The sequence below is a fragment of the Endozoicomonas sp. 8E genome (assembly GCF_032883915.1).
Taxonomy (GTDB): Bacteria; Pseudomonadota; Gammaproteobacteria; order Pseudomonadales; family Endozoicomonadaceae; genus Endozoicomonas_A.
The window spans coordinates 2,049,758-2,069,124 of the sequence record NZ_CP120717.1; the positions used below are offsets into that span (position 1 = coordinate 2,049,758).

Below are 19,367 nucleotides of genomic sequence, written 5' to 3' on the forward strand. Positions count from 1 at the left end.
TTAAACGACCCGGAAATATCCAGAAGGCCGACCAATTTGCTGCGCATGGATGTAGGAGCCAGAGCAACGCGAGTGCAGAGTTAAGATTTGTATTGAGTTTTAAACAGTCCGGATGACCCCGATTCAGAACGATAACCGATATTCACTTCAAACTCTCTCAGGCGTTTAATAATGGATAACAACTCAGTGACGTTTGCCCAGTTTTCAGTAAAGTAGGAAAGGCTGTCTGAAACACTGCTAAATGCGTGGGACACTCTGTTTAAAGTCCCCATCAGGATGATGCCGTAAATAACACCCGGACCAATGACCATCAGGTCGGCAATGGACACAAACTGAAAAAAGAAGTTCTGCCAGAGTGAAAAGTAGGAGTGGTTGAGAAACAGTCGAAAATAGTTCAAACGCAGTCCTGTAAACAGCTCCAGCAGCGTTGGAGTGTTGGCGTAGGTTTTATCGTCTTCAGCATAAACCAGCTGTTTTCTGAAGCGGGCTTCGACTTTCTGGTTGTTGTATTCAAGGTCAGGCAGGCGAATGCCCACAGCGTAGGAGATGATGACGGCGCTGAAAGACAACAGGCAGGAAAACCAGAGCAGGGAACCAGGTATCTGACTCATGATTTCCATGCCTTTCAGGGATAGCGGAATTTTATCATAGCTCTCCGTAAAAGCCGGGCTGTTGAGCCAGTCCGCCAGCTTGCCACAAATTTCCTCACTGAGCGTCCAGAGAATGGGGATAAAAGCGATCAATGTCAGAATGGAGCGAAACAGTCCAAGGGCCAGCAGTTCGGTGACTCTGGCAAAACGCTGAGGATCTTCCTGTAAGCGTTGGGAGGCGCCTTCAACATCGCTATCTACTTTTTGCCAGAAGGGTAGGTAAGCCAGGGTCATGGCCTGCCGCCAGCGGAAGCAAAAGTGCTGTGAAAGGAAGCTTGAAAGGGTTCTCAGTAAAATATAGGGAAAAACTATGGCGCAGAATAAAAGAATCAGTTCCCAGAAACGGTCAATGGTTTCAGGTTTGGCCAGCTGCATCATATTCCACATCTCGCCATACCATTCATTCATTCTGACCATCATGCTGACTTCAATAAATATAGAGGTCAGCAGGGCGGCAAGCCCTCCCCAGGCCCACATAGCCCAGTGTTTTGACAAGAAAAAGCACTTCAGCATCCCTGCACTCCTCTACTGCATTGTGTATATAACTTTTGACAGTCGAGGATTCGGAAGGTTCATTATTTAGTGCAGCAGCCGCTATCAGTCTGTTTACAAAAGCTATAAATCTTCATGAGGTACACCAGCGTCAGGGGATGGCTTTTCATAGGGTTTAAAACCTTTCAAAAACCTGTTGCTCTCCGCCTTTTTCCTGAGTTCTTCAGCCATCTCCTGCTCAAGCAAACTGCCAATGGCAAGCAGCAGATATTCGCTATCAATTGCTCCCATTAACTGAAGGCCAAAAGGCAGGTTTTCATGATTAAAGCCGCAGGGAATGGTCACCCTGGGACTTCCTGTCATGTTGGCCAGTGAAGTATTAAATGCCAGAAGGTAAGCAATGGCTAAATTCAACTCGCCAGCGGTATTTGGTAGCCAGTGGGTCAATTTGGCCGTAGCAGGTGTTAAGGTCGTTGGCATTGCAATAACATCAACCTTTGAGAATATATTTTTTTCAAAGTGATCTGCCAGCATTTTCTGGTTCTGTCTGGCTCGCTCGGCTTGCTCATTAGACAGAGCTTTGCCCATTAACAGGGCCATTTCAGTTTCATAAGGTATGCCTTTGCCCAAAAACTTGAGATTCCCCTCCGCTGCCCAGCTCCCAAACAGGATTATATGGGTTGCCCAGAGCCGTTTTCTGAAATTCTCAGAAGTAAATTGCATTTTGACGAATATATTGTCTTTGCGATTTTGCAGTTTTTTAAGTCGGGTTCCTAATCGGTCAAGACATTCAAATGTTTTCTCTGAAACTTCTTTGTCTGCATGTTCAAGCCAATCAGGATCAAGGCCTATTTTTAGAGTCTTCAAAGCCTCAGCTACTTGAAGGGTGGGATGACGTCCGCTTGAAACCTGATAGCCAAGAGCAATATCTTTAAAACGGTTACCAATGAGTCCAATAGCCACCATGTCTAACTCAGAGTTGATATAATTTTTGGTGGACAGCTTGTCAGACGTAGGTTTGAGACCGGGTAAACCATTCAATGAGGCTGGAATAGAGACAGATCCACCACCATCAGTCCCTACAGTTAAAGGTGACAGGCCAAGGGCAACCATCAGGGCACTGCCACTGGATGATCCACCCGCGACATGGGAAGAACTGAATCGATTAGAGATCCCGGGAAAGTGAGGGTTTTCTCCCGTTGCTCCAAGCCCGAAAAGGTGTTGATTGGTTAGCCCCAGGATAATAACACCCTCACGCTTTAACAATCGTACCACTTCAGATTCAGTCTCTTCAGTGATAATGGGAAAAAGCGATTGGTCAGCTATTTTTTTACGATTAACGCCAGCGGTCGCGAAATAGCCTGCAACATTGACTTCTGATTTTACGGCAATAGGAATACCTTCCAACTCGCTGATAATCCGTTGCTTTTTACACGCTTCAATAACCCCGCTGTACGCTGAAATACACTTTAGCCATCGCTGATCGGAGGCCCTGGCCGAACGCATGGCCAGATCTTTGTTTCGCTCAATCAACACATCCTCCATGCTTTCTGGCAGTTTTTTTTCGTACCAGTCATAAATATTTTCAACCAGCCTGGAAGGGGTTAGTTTTTGTTCTGCAAACAATTGCTGAATGTCATCAATGCCACCGGCATGATCAAAAAGTTCGGATATCCTGGCAGTTGGGTTGCCACGGGAGCCTCTATCTGAAGAAGGAGCCTCTTCAACAGGCGCCTCTTCAGAAGGCGTCTCTTCAAAAGATGTCCGTTCTGGCTTGTCCGGAATACCTGCATTGAGAGCTGTCAATTCTGCCTCAGAGAAAAGCACAGGATCTTCAGGGTTTATGCCACTCATGGCCAACTGACTTTTGACGAACTCAATCTGTTGATCAATGCTCCCATGACCCACTACCCAACTTCGGATAAAGGATAGCTGGAATCCGGAAAGGTTTTGTGAAGAACTTAGCCAGTCTGGGTAATAGTCTCTGGAAATATAAGGCTTTTGCCGGTAAGGGTTATAAATATCAACAAGAGTAGGGTCAGATAAGTCATAGCCATAACTACCGGTTGCCATCATAAAAAGAGTGATTACAAGAGCTACACCTGAACGCCGCATTACAGTTCCTCAATAGACTATCATTGACAATTTTTTCAACAGGAGCCCAGTATAGAACACCTGGAGTCTGAGCCAATTTAGCATTTTCGCCGTATGCCCTCGCCCAAACGAGGGTGTCGCAAAACTCTTGGCTTGACGCCAGCGGAAGCAGTCGTGCTGCGAAAGGAATTTTGACCATCATGGTGCGGCAGCCACTTTCAGCCTGTTCACAATAGCTACAAATCTCCTTTCCTGACTTTATAAGGCACACTGCCACCATCATCAGGGGATGGTTTTTGATAGGGTTTAAAGCCTTTCAAAAACGTGTTGCTATCCGCCTGTTTTCTGAGTTCTCCATCCATCTCCTGCTCAAGCAAATGGCCAAGTGCAAGCAACAGGTATTCACTATCAATAGCACCCATTAGCTGGAGACCAAAAGGCAGATTTTCATGATTAAAGCCGCAGGGAATCGTTACCCTTGGGCTGCCTGTCAGGTTGGCCAGCGAAGTATTGAATGCCAGAAGATACGCAGTGGCAAAATTCAACTCGCCGTCTGTATTTGTTAGCCAGTGTTTCAATTTGGCTTTAGCAGGCGTTAAGGTCGTAGGCATTGCGATAACATCAACCTTTGAAAATATATTTTTTTCAAAATGAACGGCCAAGTCTCTCTGGTTTTGTTTAGCTCGCTGGACGTGTTCATAAGACAGAGCCTTGCCCATCAACAGAGCAACTTGAGTTTCATACGGTATTAAGCCTGAGTCCATAAATTTGAATTTTCTCTCCGCTACCCCGTGCCCAAACAGGATCATATGTGTCGCCCAGAGCCGTTTTCTGAAGTTTTCAGGCATAAATTGCATTCTGACGAAGAGGCTGTCTTTGCGACTTTGGCGTTTTTTAAGTCTGGTTGCCAGTCGGTCAAGACATTCAAATGTCTTCTCTGAAACTTCTTTATCTGCATGTTCAAGCCACTCAGGATCAAGACCTATTTTGAGGGTCTTCAAAACCTCAGCCACCTGAAGGGTGGGATGACGTCCGCTTGAAACCTGATAACCGAGGGCAATATCTTTAAAACGTTCACCAATAAGTCCAATAGCCGTCAGACCCGGCGCTGCGATGTCATAATTTTTGGTGGACAGTTTGTCTGTGGTGGGTTTAAGACCAGGTAAACCATTTAATGAGGCAGGAATGGCTACAGACCCTCCACTATCAGTACCTACTGTTAGCGGTGACAGGCCAAGGGCAACCATCAGGGCACTGCCACTTGATGATCCACCCGGGATATGAGAAGGACTGAATCGATTAGAGATCTTGGGGTATTGAGGATTTTCTCCCGTTGTCCCAAGCCCAAAAATATGTTGATGGGTTAACCCCAGAATAATAATACCCTCACTCCTTAACAATCTGACCACTTCAGATTCACTATCTTGATACACCTTGTTAAATGGCGAATGATAGACCATTTCTCTGCGATAAACGCCTGCGGTTGGGTAATACCTTGCAACATTAACTTCTGATTTTACGGCAATTGGAATGCCTTCCAGCTCACCGATAATCCGCTGTTTTTTACACTCTTCAATAACCCCCCGGTATTCTGAGATACACTTTAGCCATCGCCGATCTGAGAATTCAGCTTCTTGCATTGCCAGATCTTTGTCTTGCTCAATCAGCACATCCTTCATGCTTTCTGGCAGCTTTTTTTCGTACCAGAGAAAAATATCTTCAACCAACCTGGATGGGGTTAGTTTTTGTTCTGCAAACAATTGTTGAATGTTATCAATGCAACCGGCACGATCAAAAAGTTCGGATATCCTGACAGTTGGACTGTCGCGAGAGCCACTGTCTGAAGAAGGAGCCTCTCCAGAAGAAGCCTCTTCAGCAGGAGCCTCTTCAAAAGGTTGCCGTTCAGGCCTGCCCGAAATACCTGCATTGAGTGCTGATAATTCTGCCTCAGTGAAAAGCTCAGGATCTTCAGGGTTTATGCCGCTGATGAACAACTGACTTTTGATGAACTCAATCTGTTCATTGGTACTCCTATGACCCACTAGCCAATGTCGGGTATAGGACAGCCGAAGTCCGGAAAGGCTTTCTGAAGAACTCAGCCAGTCAGGATAATAGTCCCTGGTGATATAAGGCTTTTGCCCGGTACGATGATCAATCTCAATAAGAACAGGGTCGGATAAGACATAGCCATAACTAACGGCCGCCACCAGAAGAAGAGTGAATACAAGAGCCACACCTGAACGCTGCATTGTAGTTCCTCAATAGAGTTTCTTTGACAATTTTCTCAGCAGTAGCCCAGTATAGATTAACGGGAGCCAGAAACGTTTCAGACTCTCTTTGGTGTCGACCTGTACTCATTTTTTAACCCGGATTTTTCTCGCAAGGCTTTGGGTTGACCATAAAAAAGGCCGGAAGATCTCCGGCCCTTTTGACTGATTGAAAACGATAGTCAGAAATTACTTCTTGTCAGTGTTGTTTTTGTCATTTTTGGTTTTATCATTGTCGTCAGCGATATCCAGCAGTTCAACTTCGAAAATCAGTGTAGAGGCTGGTGGGATAGACCCCGCAGCCTGATCACCGTACCCCAGTTCAGCTGGAATATACAGCTTGTATTTGGAGCCTTTCGGCATCAATTGCAGACCTTCCTGCCAGCCTTTGATCACGCCGTTCAGAGGGAAGGTGGCTGGCTGGCCACGCTCAACACTGCTGTCGAAAACGGTGCCATCTATCAGGGTGCCCGTATAGTGAACGGTGACCTGGTCTTCAGGGCCCGGTCTTGCTGCACCTTCTTCACCGGCTTCAATCACTTCGTACTGCAAACCTGAATCAGTGGTTTTCACGCCTTCTCTCTTGGCGTTTTCTTTCAGGAAGTCTTCACCCTTCTTGCGGTCTTCGTCCAGACGCTCCTGAACCTTTTTCTCAATGATGGGGCGGATACGCTCTTCGTGACCCTGCAGAGCGGTGCGAATCTCTTCATCGTTCAGCTTACTCTCGCCATTCAGTGCTTCCATAAATCCTTTCTTGAGCAGTTCACGGTCAATGATGATACCCATTTCTTCCTGCTGCTTGAGGGTTTGATCTGCGTAGTTGCCCAGCGAAGCCCCCATAGCGTAGGCGGCTTTCTGCTCAGGGGATTCCAGCTTGACTTCTTCAGTAACGGGTTGAGCGCCGTCCTTACAACCTGCGGCAAGAGCAACTACTGCGGCCAACGCGGTTACTTTGAGAACCTTTTTCACTATTTTTCTCCAATGGGTTGGTCAAAGTCCTGCCAGTCAAGGGCTTAGACCCGGAAAAGACAGGGAGAACCCTATCCTGATGATTAAATATTGAATAATGGCACAGGGATTATAGTAATTGAACTTTTCAGAGCTTTTTTTGTGGGTTCTGACACTCTCTTGACCTTTTCAAACTGGGTGTTGACGAAATTACCGGCTTTATTGGTACAATTGTACATATTTTTATGGATTCAGCCTGTTTCTTAAAGCTTGTTAGCGGGAGAGGCAGCATGAGGATGGAGCCTCGGCAGGCCAAGGGAGATCAATGTGGTCAAGGCAACAAACAGGCTGGATACCCAGAGGCAGATAGTCAGTCCACCCAACTGGAACAGCCATCCTGACAATACGGTACCCGTCAGTCGACCTATGGCATTGGCCATATAATAGAATCCCACATCCATGGAAGCCCCATCCTCCCGGGCATAGCTGACAATCAGATATGAATGCAGTGAGGAGTTAATAGCGAAGATGGCTCCAAACACCAGCAGTCCGGCAATGATAGTCAGCTCAGGATGCCATTCCAACTGGATGCCCAGGGCAACAGCTATTGCGGATAATAACAGTGTTGCTGCCCAGACAGTGGCAGATCTGCGTCCGGGAGGGGAGTCACTTTCATTGCCGGTAATTCGTGGCGCCAGCCCTTGCACAAAACCATAACCCATCACCCAAAGGGCCATAAAGCCACCGGTTTCAGAGTGACTCCATCCAAAGACACCAGAGAGATAGACCGGCAGGGCAATGACAAACCAGACATCCCGGGAGCCAAACAGAAACATTCTGGCTGCTGAGAGGATGTTGATGGCGCGGTTGTCAGAAAATATATGAATAAATTTCGCTTTCGCTCTGGACTTGCCGATGTCCCGGTTCAGCCAGATCAGACTCATAATAAGAACCAGAGCCAGAACCGTTGCCATAGCAAACAGTGTATTTCTGAAGCCAATCAATGATAAGAGCGCACCACCCAGAAAGAAGCCAGCTCCTTTCAGAGCATTTTTTGATCCTGTCAGGATAGCGACCCATTGGTACAACTTACCCTGTTGTTCGCTATTGACCAGTTTTTTGATGGATGTTTTGGCACTCATTTTATTGAGGTCTTTGGCAATACCTGAAAGGGCCTGGGCAAACATGACCAGCGGCACTGACAACCACTGGGAAGGTACGGTAAGCAACAACAAAGCAAAAATCTGCAGGCCAAGGCCGAAGTTCATCGTGCGGTTCAATCCCAGTCTGGACGCCAGCCAGCCACCGACCAGGTTGGTTACGACACCGAAGAACTCATAGAACAGAAACAGCATGGCTATTTCCAGAGACTGATAGCCGAGACTGTAAAAATGCAGTACCACCAGCATTCGGAGGGCGCCATCGGTCAGAGTGAAATTCCAGTAATTGAACGTCACCAGCAAATACTGTCTGAGGTCATACGACAGATTCTTTAACATTACTCTTTCCCGACTTCTGCTGTTCTGCTGCTGTCTGAAGCCTGTGCTTTCAGGCGGATTTTTTCCAGATTAATAAAGTCCGGCTGGCCGGTTCTTGTTACCGCCAGAATCAGCTTCATCCAGGGCGGAAGATTGGGATTGAGGCGATAGAAAATGTTCTGGGCACGGCGATGGGAGCTGAGCACTTTTAAAGTACGCATCTGTGCCAGATGGCGGGAAATCTTGGACTGACTTTCCTGAAGGGCTTCTACCAGATCATTGACGCAAAGCTCATGTTCATCCTCAATTAACATAAGAATACGCAGTCGTGTATTATCAGAAAGCAGCTTGAAAAAATCGGCTGGATTGGAATCATTTTTGATAACATCAGGGGTATTCAGCTGGAGAAACAGTTTGATTTGTCCCTCCAGAATGTCAGCAGTGGTTTCAAACGGGCTTAGACCTTCCTGTTGTCTGGGGTCTGCCAGATCCCAGTGTAACAGCGCGTCCGATTGAGGGTAGTGAGCACATTCGTTCTTGGCGTTATCACACAGGGTGATGACATAATCAAAATGCTGTTCATCGAGATCCTCCAGATTTTTGCTTGTCAGGCCGTCAGCAGAAATGCCCCGTTTTTTGAGCGTCTGAAAGACCCTTTCATCAATAATCTGAGGCTGGGTTCCGGCACTGAAAACTCTGAAGTCATCATCGGCCATATTGCGAAAGATAGCTTCTGCCAGCTGGGAACGGGCCGAGTTTCCGGTACAGAGAAACAAGATAGAAAGCAGTGGCGTCATCGGTAATAAATGTCCGTCGTATAACACTGGGTTTGGTCGGCTCAGGGCCGGGTTTGAAATTCACCCGGCCAATCAGGCTAACCCGACTTTTCTGGCCAGTTCAGCCGTTCTGACTGAATAACCCATCTCATTGTCGTACCAAGCGTAGATTTTCACCATTCGATCATTGACCACCATGGTTGAGAGCGCATCCACAATGCTGGAGCGGGTATCGCCCAGATAATCAATAGACACCAGGGGCCTGTCCTCGTAACCGAGAATGCCTTCCAGTTCATTTTCTGCCGCTGACTTAAGCAGACTGTTCACTTCTTCGATATGGGTGTCTTTTTCCACTTCAAACACCACATCGGTCAGAGAAGCGTTGGCCAGAGGCACACGAACAGCATGGCCGTTCAGCTTGCCCTTCAATTCCGGAAAGATCTGGGTGATGGCTGTTGCAGAGCCAGTGGTGGTTGGAATCAGTGACATACCGCAGGCTCTGGCTCGACGAAGATCCTTGTGCGGAGCATCCAGAATGGTCTGGGTGTTGGTGATGTCGTGAATAGTCGTCATGCTGCCACGAACAATGCCCAGGTTCTCGTGAATAATTTTTACGACAGGTGCCAGACAGTTAGTGGTGCAGGATGCAGCCGTTACAATCCGGTGTGTTTCGGGATCGAACAGGTGATCGTTAACACCCATAACGGCGTTCAGAACCCCTTCTTCTTTGACAGGAGCGGTTACAACCACACGCTTGACGCCCTGGTTGAGGTATTTTTGCAGGATTGAGGTTTTCTTGTGAACGCCGGTGCCGTCAATAACCACATCGCAGTCTGACCAGTCCAGGTCGTCTATCTCTTTTATCTGACTGCAGGTGATTGTCCTGCCATCAATGTTAATGCGGTTGTCAGTCGCCGAAATATTGCGCGACCAGCGACCCTGGACAGAATCAAACTCCAGCAGGTGAGCCAGGGTTGGGGCACTGCCTGCTACATCGTTGATTCTGACAAACTCCAGTTCTGGCCAGTCAAAAGCTGCACGCAGCACCAGACGGCCGATTCGGCCAAAACCATTAATACCTACTTTTACTGCCATGATGACCTCACTGCTTCAAGGTTGGCTTATAAATTGAAGAATAAGCTTTTATATCTGAATATGCGGATAATCAAATATAAAAGAAGAGGTGTCAAGCACCGAACATTAATTTCAGTCATTCTACCTGCAGGACTTAAGTTGGGTTTGCATGGCTAAAAAATTCTTGATAGCAGGTTTCTATAGAGATAGCGGTTATGGATGAAAGGATAGACCCGGTTTTCACTGGTGGCATTCTTGAGCTGTTGATCGGGGCTCGCAGGTGTGAGCCCGATGCTCCCGGAAGCCGGGTAATGGGCAATTTGACTAAAAAATCATCAGACTTCTGGCTAAATCCTTTCAAATCCAGTAGATTACGTCGGTTTTACTGGCTATCCCTGCTCAGAAGTTATCGGGTGCGGATACAGAATTTACGATCAAATGTGGTGGGCTACCTATGCTTTATGCCGAAGGCAACCGTCTGATGAACCTTGCGGATAAACACAACCGGGGTTTCGAGCGTAAGAAAACAGCCAGGCTGGGTACTGAGAAAAATCCTGCCAGCGTGGTTGTTCAGAATGAAGAGCGTGAGCAGGAGTTGTCGGCCATTTTTGAAGAGAATGGTTGGTTTTACACCATTGAGATTGATGAAGAGAAGCAGGAAGACGTCTCTGATCTGGAGTTATTGAAGAACCTGCCAACCACCAGGGTGGTAGAAAAAACACCGGGTCGCAACGATCCTTGTATTTGTGGTAGCGGTAAGAAATACAAGAAGTGCTGTGGCCGATCGTAGCCTGGCACTGCGCTAAATAAGAACCTGCCCGACTTTTCAGGCGGCTTCCAATTCAAAAGGCTCTGTTGGTTTCCTGGTGGTAGTTCATTTGCCACCGGCCATCGCTGAGCACCCGGCTGAAGGACCGTTTCATTAAATGGCTGAAATGGTCTGAACCATTGTTCCAGGCAGGTTTCCAAGTTAAAAGTTGTACGCCAGAGCCAGACTGATATGGATATTTCGGAAGTGAACAAAGCTGCTGGCGGACTCCCCTCTCTCCCCCACCTTGATTATTGCACCATCGTTTTGTAACTCTGGCATCTGTGGAGCTGCAAGCATTTATAACGAATGGTGATTCTGGAGTTAATTTATCTTTTCCAGCGGATCATCGACTTCGCTGATTTGGACCTGTGCAGACTGTTATTGATTAACGAAGCCCGGAATCTGTAGCGGAGTGAGCTGGCGCTAAGCGGCGCCGCCCAGTGTGTGATGAAAGACAGAAGCACTGTTGGTTGCCATTACCAACACAGTATGAACTTTTATTCCAAATCCGTGTCCAACCTGCCGTATCCACTTTTAACGTCGTTTCAAAATAAGGACCAATACAAATTTTAGAGGAGCTGGAAATGACACCAGAAATTAGGCAAATAAATGACAATTCCAAAATTGTCGATTCAATACAGACACCTTCAGGGCGATCTCAATCAGAGCCGCCAACCGGTATCGGTATGGGCAGAGACGTTAATGCATCTGGCCAGTGTGAATCTTTTTTGGAGCAAATGCCCTTAGAATTGAAGTATAAAATCATTGACTCTTTGGATCTTCCAGCTGCAACCCTTTTAAAGCGGACATGCTCCAACCTCAAAAATGCTATCAAAGACGGTGATGTTCTGGCAAAAGCCTGGTATGAGCGGTTTCCTTCGGCACATCAGGCGCGACTGGAAACAATCGTCAGTGCAAAAGACGACAACCAGCTTCAGGATTGGTTGGGACGGTTTACGAATGATAAGGCGCTAATCAAGTCACTTATTGCGCGTCGGGAGAGTAATGAATTTGTTGCTATTTTCTATTTCACCATGAGTGAACTGATGTCTAAATGTAAAACATTTGAATTAGTTGAAAAAGGCGAGATTTCTCATGGCGACCGGGTTAAATCAGCCACCTTCAGCGCTGATGACCACCATCTGGTGACCAAGACAGCGTCTAACGGTCATAACATAGCGAAAATTTCTGGTCAGGACATCATTGGATCATGGGATGTAAAAGCTAACATTCCTCATACTGCTTTTATCAATTCAGCCGCCTTCAGCAGCGATGGTAATCATCTGGTCACCGCCAGTGATGATGGCTCAGTGAAAATCTATGGTCAGCAGGCTGATGGTTCCTGGGAAGCAAAACATACCATTATTCATGGGCTCAGGGTCAATTCAGCCAGCTTCAGTCCCGATGGCGCTTTTTTGGTGACCGCCAGTGAAGATTGCACGGCGAAAATCTATGGCCTGAAGGCCGACGGATCCTGGGTACCAAAAGCCAGCATTGACCATGGAAATTCGGTAAGCTCAGCCACCTTCAGCGCTGATGGACGCTATGTGATAACCGCTGCTACTGATAATAAGTTGAGGATCTATTGCCGGGAGGACGATGGATCATGGCTGCTCAAAGACACTATTCCCCACCACAGTCATCTCCACACAGCCTTCTTCAGCCCCGATGACACTCATCTGGTGACCGTCGGTCAAATACTTCTGGACGCTATGGATTTATTCATATCCGCCACCTCCGCCTGCTATGACACGGTGAAAATCTTCGGCCAGATGGACGATGAATGCTGGCAAGAAAAGGCTGACATTCGCCATCGTCTTCGGGTCAACTCAGCTATCTTCAGCCCCGATGGCATTCACGTGGTAACTGCCAGTAAAGATGGTGTGGCAGAAATCTATGGTCAGAAGGCCGACGGATCATGGAAACAAAAAGCTTACATTATGCATCAGAAGACGGTGATATCGGCTACTTTCAGTGCCGATAGTCGCCATGTGGTGACCGCCAGCTATGATAAAACGGTGAAAATCTATGGTCTGAATGCCGATGGAGTCTGGAAAGAAAAAGCTTCCATTGCTCATGACGACAAGGTCAATTCAGCCATCTTCAGCAATGATGGTCGCCATGTTGTGACCGCGAGTAATGATAAAACGGCAAAAATCATTGGTCAGGAGATCGATGGAACATGGGTAGAGAAAGCGTCCATTTCGCATCAGGATGCAGTCAACTCAGCTGCCTTCAGTAACGATGGTCGCTATGTGGTAACCGCCAGTGATGATCAGACGGTGAAAATCACTGAAATAAGGATGGGTAATTGATTTTTTGTTATCACCTTTTGTGGTTGTTTAATTTCATAATAGGGTTTTGTATTCCCCACGCAGGAACCCTCAGGGTCTGAAAGCTTGGGAACCAGAGTTTACAGGTTGGTCTACTCTGAAGGCTGCATATCCTTTGGAGGGTATAGTGTGAATTTCAGGAAATTTCTGGTGGTTCTGTCAGTTATTCTCGGCATTTTTTCTGGGAGTAAATGTTTTTCATGGTGGTTATGTGGTGATTATATGGTACCCGATTTTCCCGTTTTGGCCATTCCTGGTCATGAGGCTTTCATGCAAGACCTGATGGCGGCTGCACATGAAGTCCTGAATCGTGATCCAGACGACGATGATTCTATAACTGACACACTACCTGTCGTGCCGAAACATGTTATTCCCTATATTCCTTCCGACAGACAGCAAAATGCTGCACCCAAAAAACTGGACGAGTGCACCATTACCTTTCCTGAGGTGCCTGAGGATTCCCCTTTTCTGGTTGGTGTTCGGGAGAAAGATGCAAAGGCAGCAGCGAGGGCCCCAGAGGCAAAGGCCCCTGAGAGTTCAACAGAATGCAATCTGTCGGTTGAGCTTGCTGCACGTCAGGAAAAAAAAACACAGCTGACCGACGCGATTATCGAATTACGACTTGAGTGTTTGAAAATCAGCCGTAAATGGGAAACTTACGTCCCCCGGGTGGATATCGATTCGGAAGCCGCCCGGGACGTAATTAACTACGCCATGGCTATGCGTCGCGGTACCGTAAAAAAGTCAACAGTCGCATACCACAGGGCGCAACTGAACAAGCAGGTGGATACTGTTAGTGCGCAGTCTGCAGGGGATCATGGCAGTCAGGCTGTCAATCGCCAGCCTGAGTCTGGCCCTACACCCAAATCACTCAGTAACGTCAGTATTTGCGCGGAATTAATGAAGACATTGGAGTTGGCAGAAGATGCTGCAGCTATTTATGATCCAGACAGAAGGTCACTTGAGGATGATGTCAGACTGCAAGAAACCATCAAAATCTATGAAACTTATCAAAAAGTAAAGGGGCAGTTAGTCGACTTACAGGCAGCCCTGCAGGGGATTGATGATATTTCGTGACTAAATGATTGCGCCGATTTTATCAAGCTTATTGATCCAGAAGAACGTGCATTTCTTCTATCTGTTTGCTGCAGCGGATGTTTAAGGGGGTAGAAGCCAGGTCAGGGCAATTCTCATCATAACCGGGATTAGGCGTTCGGGAGGGTGAAGCGATCATACAGTTCATCCAGATCAAGCCAAAGAATGCTATTTCTTTCATTGCATCAATCTTGCCCCGGAAAGTCTTAGGCCAGAAGCTTAAAGCATCAAAGATATCTGGCGTGCCAAGGCTTATCTCAATGCAATTACTGAACACTTCAAGCACAAATTCCCAAAAGCTGAATTCGCTACGATGGATGTTGATGTACAGGCTGTGTTTATAGGCTTCAAGGGAGTTCCAGACCATGCCGAGCATCATCATCGGAAAGGCATAGGCACTGTTTGATAGCTGATACGTGTTCCATATTTTCTGGTAGATCATGCCATGGAAGAAAATTTCAACCAGGTTGCCACCCCCATTGTACAGGGCATAAGTAGCGAGTTCTGACAAAGACTGTTCTGGATGTTGATAGATATCATCTTTGATGGGCACGATAGGGTAGTCGGGTATTTCATAGACGTGGTTGCTGTAGGTAGCTATTTTTAACAGTGTCTGACAGTCAGGGAGCAGGTCTTTCCCAGAGCTATTAAAGGTCAATGAGGGAAATGAGTAACATGCGTATTCCAGTGTGTTGGGAGGCACGAAAACAGTTTTCTCGAAGATCCAACGCTCCTTATTTGAAAGGGTGGTATGGCATACCAGGTGCCTGGGAAAATAAAAGGGGTCAAGCTGATGGCGATCCCTCATGGCTTTATGACAGCTTTCATGGGTTTTACTCATCTGAACACCGTCGTCCGCTTGTGTCGCCATATGAAAATAAAAGCCGAGTAACGCAATGAGCTTAACAGTGCTGAGCATTTTAATTTTCAGTGAGCTGACTTTTGAAGGTAATTTATTGCAGCCCGGGCATCTTGCAGGATTATGGGAAGAATTCATCGGTGTCTCTTCCTCTCTTATGGATCAGATCTGCAGTGAAGCGTAGACCCTTTTGATAAATTGTAAAATAGGGTGGTTCCTGCACAATGGAGTTTTGCTACACCCGCGAAGGCGGGAATCCAGGGCCAACGGTGGATCTCTGCCTTCTCGGGGATGATAAGGCCAGGGGGGGCACCGGGCAGTATGGTTCTGGTGGTGAGTCAGTGTGGATTCCCGCCTTCGCGGGAATGACGAGAATGAAGCCGGGAATGACGAGAATGAAGCCGGGAATGACGAGAATGAAGCCGGGATTGACGAGAATGAAGCCGGGATTGACAGGAGTCAAACTCGTTCCCACGCTGGAGAGAGTTTTGCGACACCCTCGACAAGGCCGGGAGTGTCACGAATCAGGCATTCAGCATAGCAGCACCTCGTACACCCCCGGCATCACCGAATTCTGCCTTGCGAATCTCCGGTAGTTGTCCGATGTTCAGGGTGTATTTTGGCAGCAGAGGAGGAATCAGTTCGTAGAGTTCGTCGAAGTTTGACAGGCCGCCACCCAGGACAATGACACCAGGGTCCAGAATATTGATCATGGCACCGAGTCCCGAAGCGAGCAGCTCACAATAAATCTCAACAGCTCGTTCTGCCCGGGCATCATGATGGCGGTAAAGTTGCACTATGTCTTTGCCTGACCGGGACTCGCCGGCAACATGCTTATATGTCAGCTCCAGACCTCTGCCTGACAAGTAGTTATCCAGACAGCCGTGCATGCCGCAGCCACACTTGACGATGGGGAAGTCTTCGCCAGCCAGTTTGAAAACATGGTAGGGCAATGGTGTGTGTCCCCATTCGCCTGCCAGGTTGTTTCTACCATCATGAATTTTACCGTTGATATAGAGTCCGCCACCGCAACCGGTTCCGAGAATCACACCAAAAACGGTAGAGATTTTATCGCCTGCTCCGCCAATGGCCTCCGACAGTGCAAAGCAGTTGGCATCATTTTCAATTTTTATGGGGCGATCCAGAAGTAATTCAAGATCAACTTGCAGGTTCTGGCCGTTCGCACAGGGCACATTGGCGCACAGAGCCTTGCCGGTATCAGGGTTAACAAATCCGGGAATACCAATACCTACACTGCCTCGTGTGTTTAATTCACGATCGGTTTCGAATACCAGCTCCCGGATGTTTTTTTTAAAGGCATCATAGGAGTCCGTGGGTGTGGGTAAGCGTTTGCTCACGATTTTGTTATGCTCAAGATCAAGAACGGCCAGCTCCATTTTAGTACCACCGATATCCAACCCATAAAGCATGGCTCTCTCCTGAATCTGTTTGATGGCTGCGATAGAAAACAAACCTGCACAGGCTATTGCTTGAGAGGTCACCGGTTGGCTTCATAGACTGTGTCTTTTCAGATATGGGTTTGTTTCTGATAAACATATTGAGTTAAAAATTGTGTGGTGTTTTATACCATTGATTATCAGTTGAGTTGAATGATTTAAAGCAGTTTAAGCATAAAAAAAGCCATCCCCGCAGGAGGCTGGCTTTTTGATCAAGCGAGGTTGTTTTACTGGATTTTTGGGTCCAGCTCACCCTTACCGTAACGAATAAACATGCTTTCAAGACTGGTGTTGTTAATCTTTGAACCCTGACCTGCAGCGCCGAACGCTTCATAACGCTGGATGCAGATATCTTTCATGGCTTTGGTGGCCACTGCAAAATATTTGCGTGGGTCAAATTCGGAAGGGTTTTCAGCCATGAAGCGGCGAATAGCGCCGGTAGATGCCAGACGCAGGTCGGTATCAATGTTGACCTTGCGAACGCCGTGACGAATACCTTCCTGAATCTGTTCGACCGGTACACCGTAAGTTTCAGGGATTTGCCCACCGTTCTCGTTGATGACTTTCAGCCATTCCTGGGGAACAGAAGAGGAGCCGTGCATCACCAGGTGGGTGTTCGGGATGCGCTGGTGGATTTCACGAATACGGTCGATCGCCAGAATATCGCCTGTCGGTGGACGAGTGAATTTGTAGGCGCCGTGGCTGGTACCGCAGGCAATGGCCAAGGCATCCACATGAGTGGCTTTTACAAATTCTGCTGCCTCATCCGGGTCTGTCAGCAGCTGATCGTGTGACAGAGTGCCTTCTGCGCCGACGCCGTCTTCTTCACCGGCCTGTCCGGTTTCCAGAGAGCCCAGGCAACCCAGTTCACCTTCCACGGAAACACCACAGGCGTGTGCCATTTCTACCGTACGACGGGTTACGTCAACGTTGTATTCGTAGGAAGACGGTGTTTTGCCATCATCTTTCAGCGAGCCATCCATCATCACGGAGGTGAAGCCAAGCTGGATGGAGCGTTGGCATACAGCGGGGCTGGTACCGTGATCCTGATGCATAACGACTGGAATATGGGGGAACTCTTCAGTGGCGGCCAGAATCAGGTGTCTCAGGAAGGGGGCACCTGCGTATTTACGGGCGCCGGCAGAAGCCTGAACGATGACCGGGGAGTCAGTCTCGTCGGCAGCTTCCATAATGGCGCGCATCTGTTCCAGGTTGTTGACATTAAATGCGGGTACACCGTAGTTGTTTTCTGCGGCGTGGTCGAGCATTTCACGCAAGCTGATCAGGGCCATTGCCTGCTCCTGCTAATCAAGGGGTGATTGAATTCGGTGGCTATTATCCCTGTTTCTTGGGAGTGGTGCAAAACATGAACGGCTTCGGGTATTTGAATACTAGTTCAGATAAGAAAGAGGTGGGTAAATAATAAGCCCGGTCGTCTGAACTACCGGGCTGATAAATCAGGCTTTGCCTTCGGATCCGAACTCACGGATTTTACCCATGACGGTTTCAATGATGGCTTCCTTACCCGGGCCAATGACTTTACGTGGGTCGTAAACTTCGGCGTCGTTGGCAAGGACCTTGCGAACCATGTTAGTCCAGGCGATCTGGTTTTCTGTGTTTACGTTGATCTTGGCGGTGCCACGGCTGATGGCATTCTGGATATCGGCAGTCGGTATGCCTGTGCCGCCATGCAGAACCAGTGGCACCCCCGTAAGCTCTTTAACCTGCAACATTTCTTCGAAGCCCAGGTTTGGCAGGCCTTTGTATGGGCCGTGAACAGAGCCGAGAGCTGGCGCCAGACAATCTACGCCGGTGCGTTCAACCAGCTCTTTACATTCCTGTGGATCAGCGTAGATGCAGCTATCTGCAACAACGTCGTCTTCCTGACCACCAACAACACCCAGCTCCGCTTCAACGGATACGCCAAGAGCGTGAGCGTACTCAACCACGGTTTTGGTCATGGCAACATTCTCTTCGAATGGGCCGTGAGAACCGTCGATCATCACGGAAGAGAAACCGGCTTCAATGGCTTCTTTGCATTTTTCGATGCTGGAGCCGTGATCCAGGTGGATAGCAACAGGTACAGTAATTTCCATGCTCTCGATCAGGGCATTGACCATTGCGGTAATCACCTTGAAGCCACCCATATAACGAGCCGCGCCTTCAGATACGCCAAGAATAACGGGAGACCGGGTTTTCTGGGCAGCAGTCAGGATAGCCTGAGTCCACTCCAGATTATTGATATTGAACTGGCCAATTGCGTACTTGCCTTCCAGGGCTTTTTTCAGCATTTCGGTCATGGATACCAGTGCCATAAAGGTTTCCTCGGTCAGTGGTCGGGAGAGCTGAGTCTGAATCAGTTTGAGTATCACTCAACAATGAAGTTTGATAACACTTTCATACCGAGCCGTACAAACTGAATTGTTTATGCCGTGATGCAAATTAATCCAGAGGCTAGAAACTTGGCTTGCCTGAAGTCTAACAAAAAAACTTTATCTTTCTCCAGTTATATAGAAAGAGAGTTTAAGAATTGTTTCAACATATTGATGTCGTGATCTTTTCAAGAAGCTCATGTCGGCAAGAATTATATTCTCTCTTTATTAAAATAAGGTTGTCGTTTAATGAAAAAAGACATTGGGTAGAGTATATGAAAATACTGGGCGTTCTGTTGAGGTATGCCGTAAAAAATGATTCCGTCGCCCTGTTGACAGGGTCTTAGGTAGTAATGCGTATATTGGCTGGAGGTCAATCCTATTAAGGTGTGAAGCAATTTTTTGTGACAGTGTGGGTGCTTTTTTGGTGTTTCCTGAAGGAGTGTGTCATGTCTTTTTTTGGGATTGAAGTGCTAAATAACGTCGCCTCCCTGAAGCAACCCTGGATGTTAGTGGATTGATCACGTTTATAAATGAAAAAACATTGTATAACAATGGGCTTTGTATGGTTTGAAAGCATTCTAAACCGTTTGTTGATGGTGTTTATTTTACTGTGACTGGTTCATCATACGGCAGGCGATTAATTAGATGATGCACTATC

At 47.5% G+C, this 19,367-nt stretch carries 15 protein-coding genes; 3 read left to right on the plus strand and 12 right to left on the minus strand.

Translation table 11 applies throughout. The features are described from left to right. Nucleotides 1-80: 80 nt before the first annotated feature. The 7 genes from P6910_RS07550 to P6910_RS07580 form a co-directional block, all read right to left on the minus strand. Nucleotides 81-1,163: an SbmA/BacA-like family transporter gene (locus tag P6910_RS07550; RefSeq protein WP_317145654.1), complete on the minus strand. Its 1,083-nt coding sequence runs from the start codon at nucleotides 1,161-1,163 to the stop codon at nucleotides 81-83. 102 nt (nucleotides 1,164-1,265) lie between these two features. Continuing rightward, nucleotides 1,266-3,257, minus strand: coding sequence for an amidase (locus tag P6910_RS07555; protein ID WP_317145655.1), 1,992 nt, complete (start codon nucleotides 3,255-3,257; stop codon nucleotides 1,266-1,268). 215 nt (nucleotides 3,258-3,472) lie between these two features. Then, nucleotides 3,473-5,485, minus strand: coding sequence for an amidase (locus P6910_RS07560; RefSeq protein ID WP_317145656.1), 2,013 nt, complete (start codon nucleotides 5,483-5,485; stop codon nucleotides 3,473-3,475). 207 nt (nucleotides 5,486-5,692) lie between these two features. Next, nucleotides 5,693-6,472: an FKBP-type peptidyl-prolyl cis-trans isomerase gene (gene fkpA, locus P6910_RS07565; protein WP_317145657.1), complete on the minus strand. Its 780-nt coding sequence runs from the start codon at nucleotides 6,470-6,472 to the stop codon at nucleotides 5,693-5,695. Between the two features lie 242 nt (nucleotides 6,473-6,714). After that, nucleotides 6,715-7,950: an organoarsenical effux MFS transporter ArsJ gene (gene arsJ / locus P6910_RS07570; RefSeq protein WP_317145658.1), complete on the minus strand. Its 1,236-nt coding sequence runs from the start codon at nucleotides 7,948-7,950 to the stop codon at nucleotides 6,715-6,717. Further along, entirely contained in the window at nucleotides 7,950-8,726 is a 777-nt protein-coding gene (locus tag P6910_RS07575) for a metalloregulator ArsR/SmtB family transcription factor (RefSeq protein WP_317145659.1), read from the minus strand. The genes arsJ and P6910_RS07575 overlap by 1 nt, the downstream gene beginning before the upstream one ends. Before the next feature lie 72 nt (nucleotides 8,727-8,798). After that, the gene (locus P6910_RS07580; RefSeq protein ID WP_317145660.1) at nucleotides 8,799-9,800 is read right to left on the minus strand and encodes an ArsJ-associated glyceraldehyde-3-phosphate dehydrogenase; all 1,002 of its coding nucleotides are present in this window, start codon (nucleotides 9,798-9,800) and stop codon (nucleotides 8,799-8,801) included. 433 nt (nucleotides 9,801-10,233) lie between these two features. Between P6910_RS07580 and P6910_RS07585 the strand changes: the two genes are divergently transcribed. The 3 genes from P6910_RS07585 (at nucleotide 10,234) to P6910_RS07595 (ending at nucleotide 14,000) form a co-directional block, all read left to right on the plus strand. Then, nucleotides 10,234-10,569, plus strand: a complete 336-nt coding sequence (locus P6910_RS07585) for a PBPRA1643 family SWIM/SEC-C metal-binding motif protein (RefSeq protein ID WP_317145661.1) — start codon at nucleotides 10,234-10,236, stop codon at nucleotides 10,567-10,569. Between the two features lie 605 nt (nucleotides 10,570-11,174). Continuing rightward, the gene (locus P6910_RS07590) at nucleotides 11,175-12,905 is read left to right on the plus strand and encodes a WD40 repeat domain-containing protein (protein WP_317145662.1); all 1,731 of its coding nucleotides are present in this window, start codon (nucleotides 11,175-11,177) and stop codon (nucleotides 12,903-12,905) included. 240 nt (nucleotides 12,906-13,145) lie between these two features. After that, nucleotides 13,146-14,000 (plus strand): hypothetical protein, encoded by an 855-nt coding sequence (locus P6910_RS07595; RefSeq protein ID WP_317145663.1) that lies wholly within the window; start codon nucleotides 13,146-13,148, stop codon nucleotides 13,998-14,000. 28 nt (nucleotides 14,001-14,028) lie between these two features. Here P6910_RS07595 and P6910_RS07600 read toward each other — a convergent pair whose 3' ends face one another. The 5 genes from P6910_RS07600 to fba (P6910_RS07620) all read right to left on the minus strand — a co-directional run bounded on the left by P6910_RS07600 (nucleotide 14,029) and on the right by fba (P6910_RS07620) (nucleotide 18,649). Then, complete coding sequence (locus P6910_RS07600; protein ID WP_317145664.1) at nucleotides 14,029-15,015, minus strand: hypothetical protein; 987 nt, start codon at nucleotides 15,013-15,015, stop codon at nucleotides 14,029-14,031. 97 nt (nucleotides 15,016-15,112) lie between these two features. Further along, nucleotides 15,113-15,340 carry a hypothetical protein gene (locus P6910_RS07605; protein WP_317145665.1) on the minus strand — a complete coding sequence of 76 codons (228 nt, stop codon included), beginning with the start codon at nucleotides 15,338-15,340 and terminating at the stop codon, nucleotides 15,113-15,115. Between the two features lie 61 nt (nucleotides 15,341-15,401). Continuing rightward, complete coding sequence (gene nagK, locus P6910_RS07610) at nucleotides 15,402-16,379, minus strand: N-acetylglucosamine kinase (RefSeq protein ID WP_317145666.1); 978 nt, start codon at nucleotides 16,377-16,379, stop codon at nucleotides 15,402-15,404. A gap of 182 nt (nucleotides 16,380-16,561) precedes the next feature. After that, nucleotides 16,562-17,626: a class II fructose-bisphosphate aldolase gene (gene fba, locus P6910_RS07615; RefSeq protein ID WP_317145667.1), complete on the minus strand. Its 1,065-nt coding sequence runs from the start codon at nucleotides 17,624-17,626 to the stop codon at nucleotides 16,562-16,564. 165 nt (nucleotides 17,627-17,791) lie between these two features. After that, nucleotides 17,792-18,649 carry a class II fructose-1,6-bisphosphate aldolase gene (gene fba, locus P6910_RS07620; protein ID WP_317145668.1) on the minus strand — a complete coding sequence of 286 codons (858 nt, stop codon included), beginning with the start codon at nucleotides 18,647-18,649 and terminating at the stop codon, nucleotides 17,792-17,794. Nucleotides 18,650-19,367: the final 718 nt, after the last annotated feature.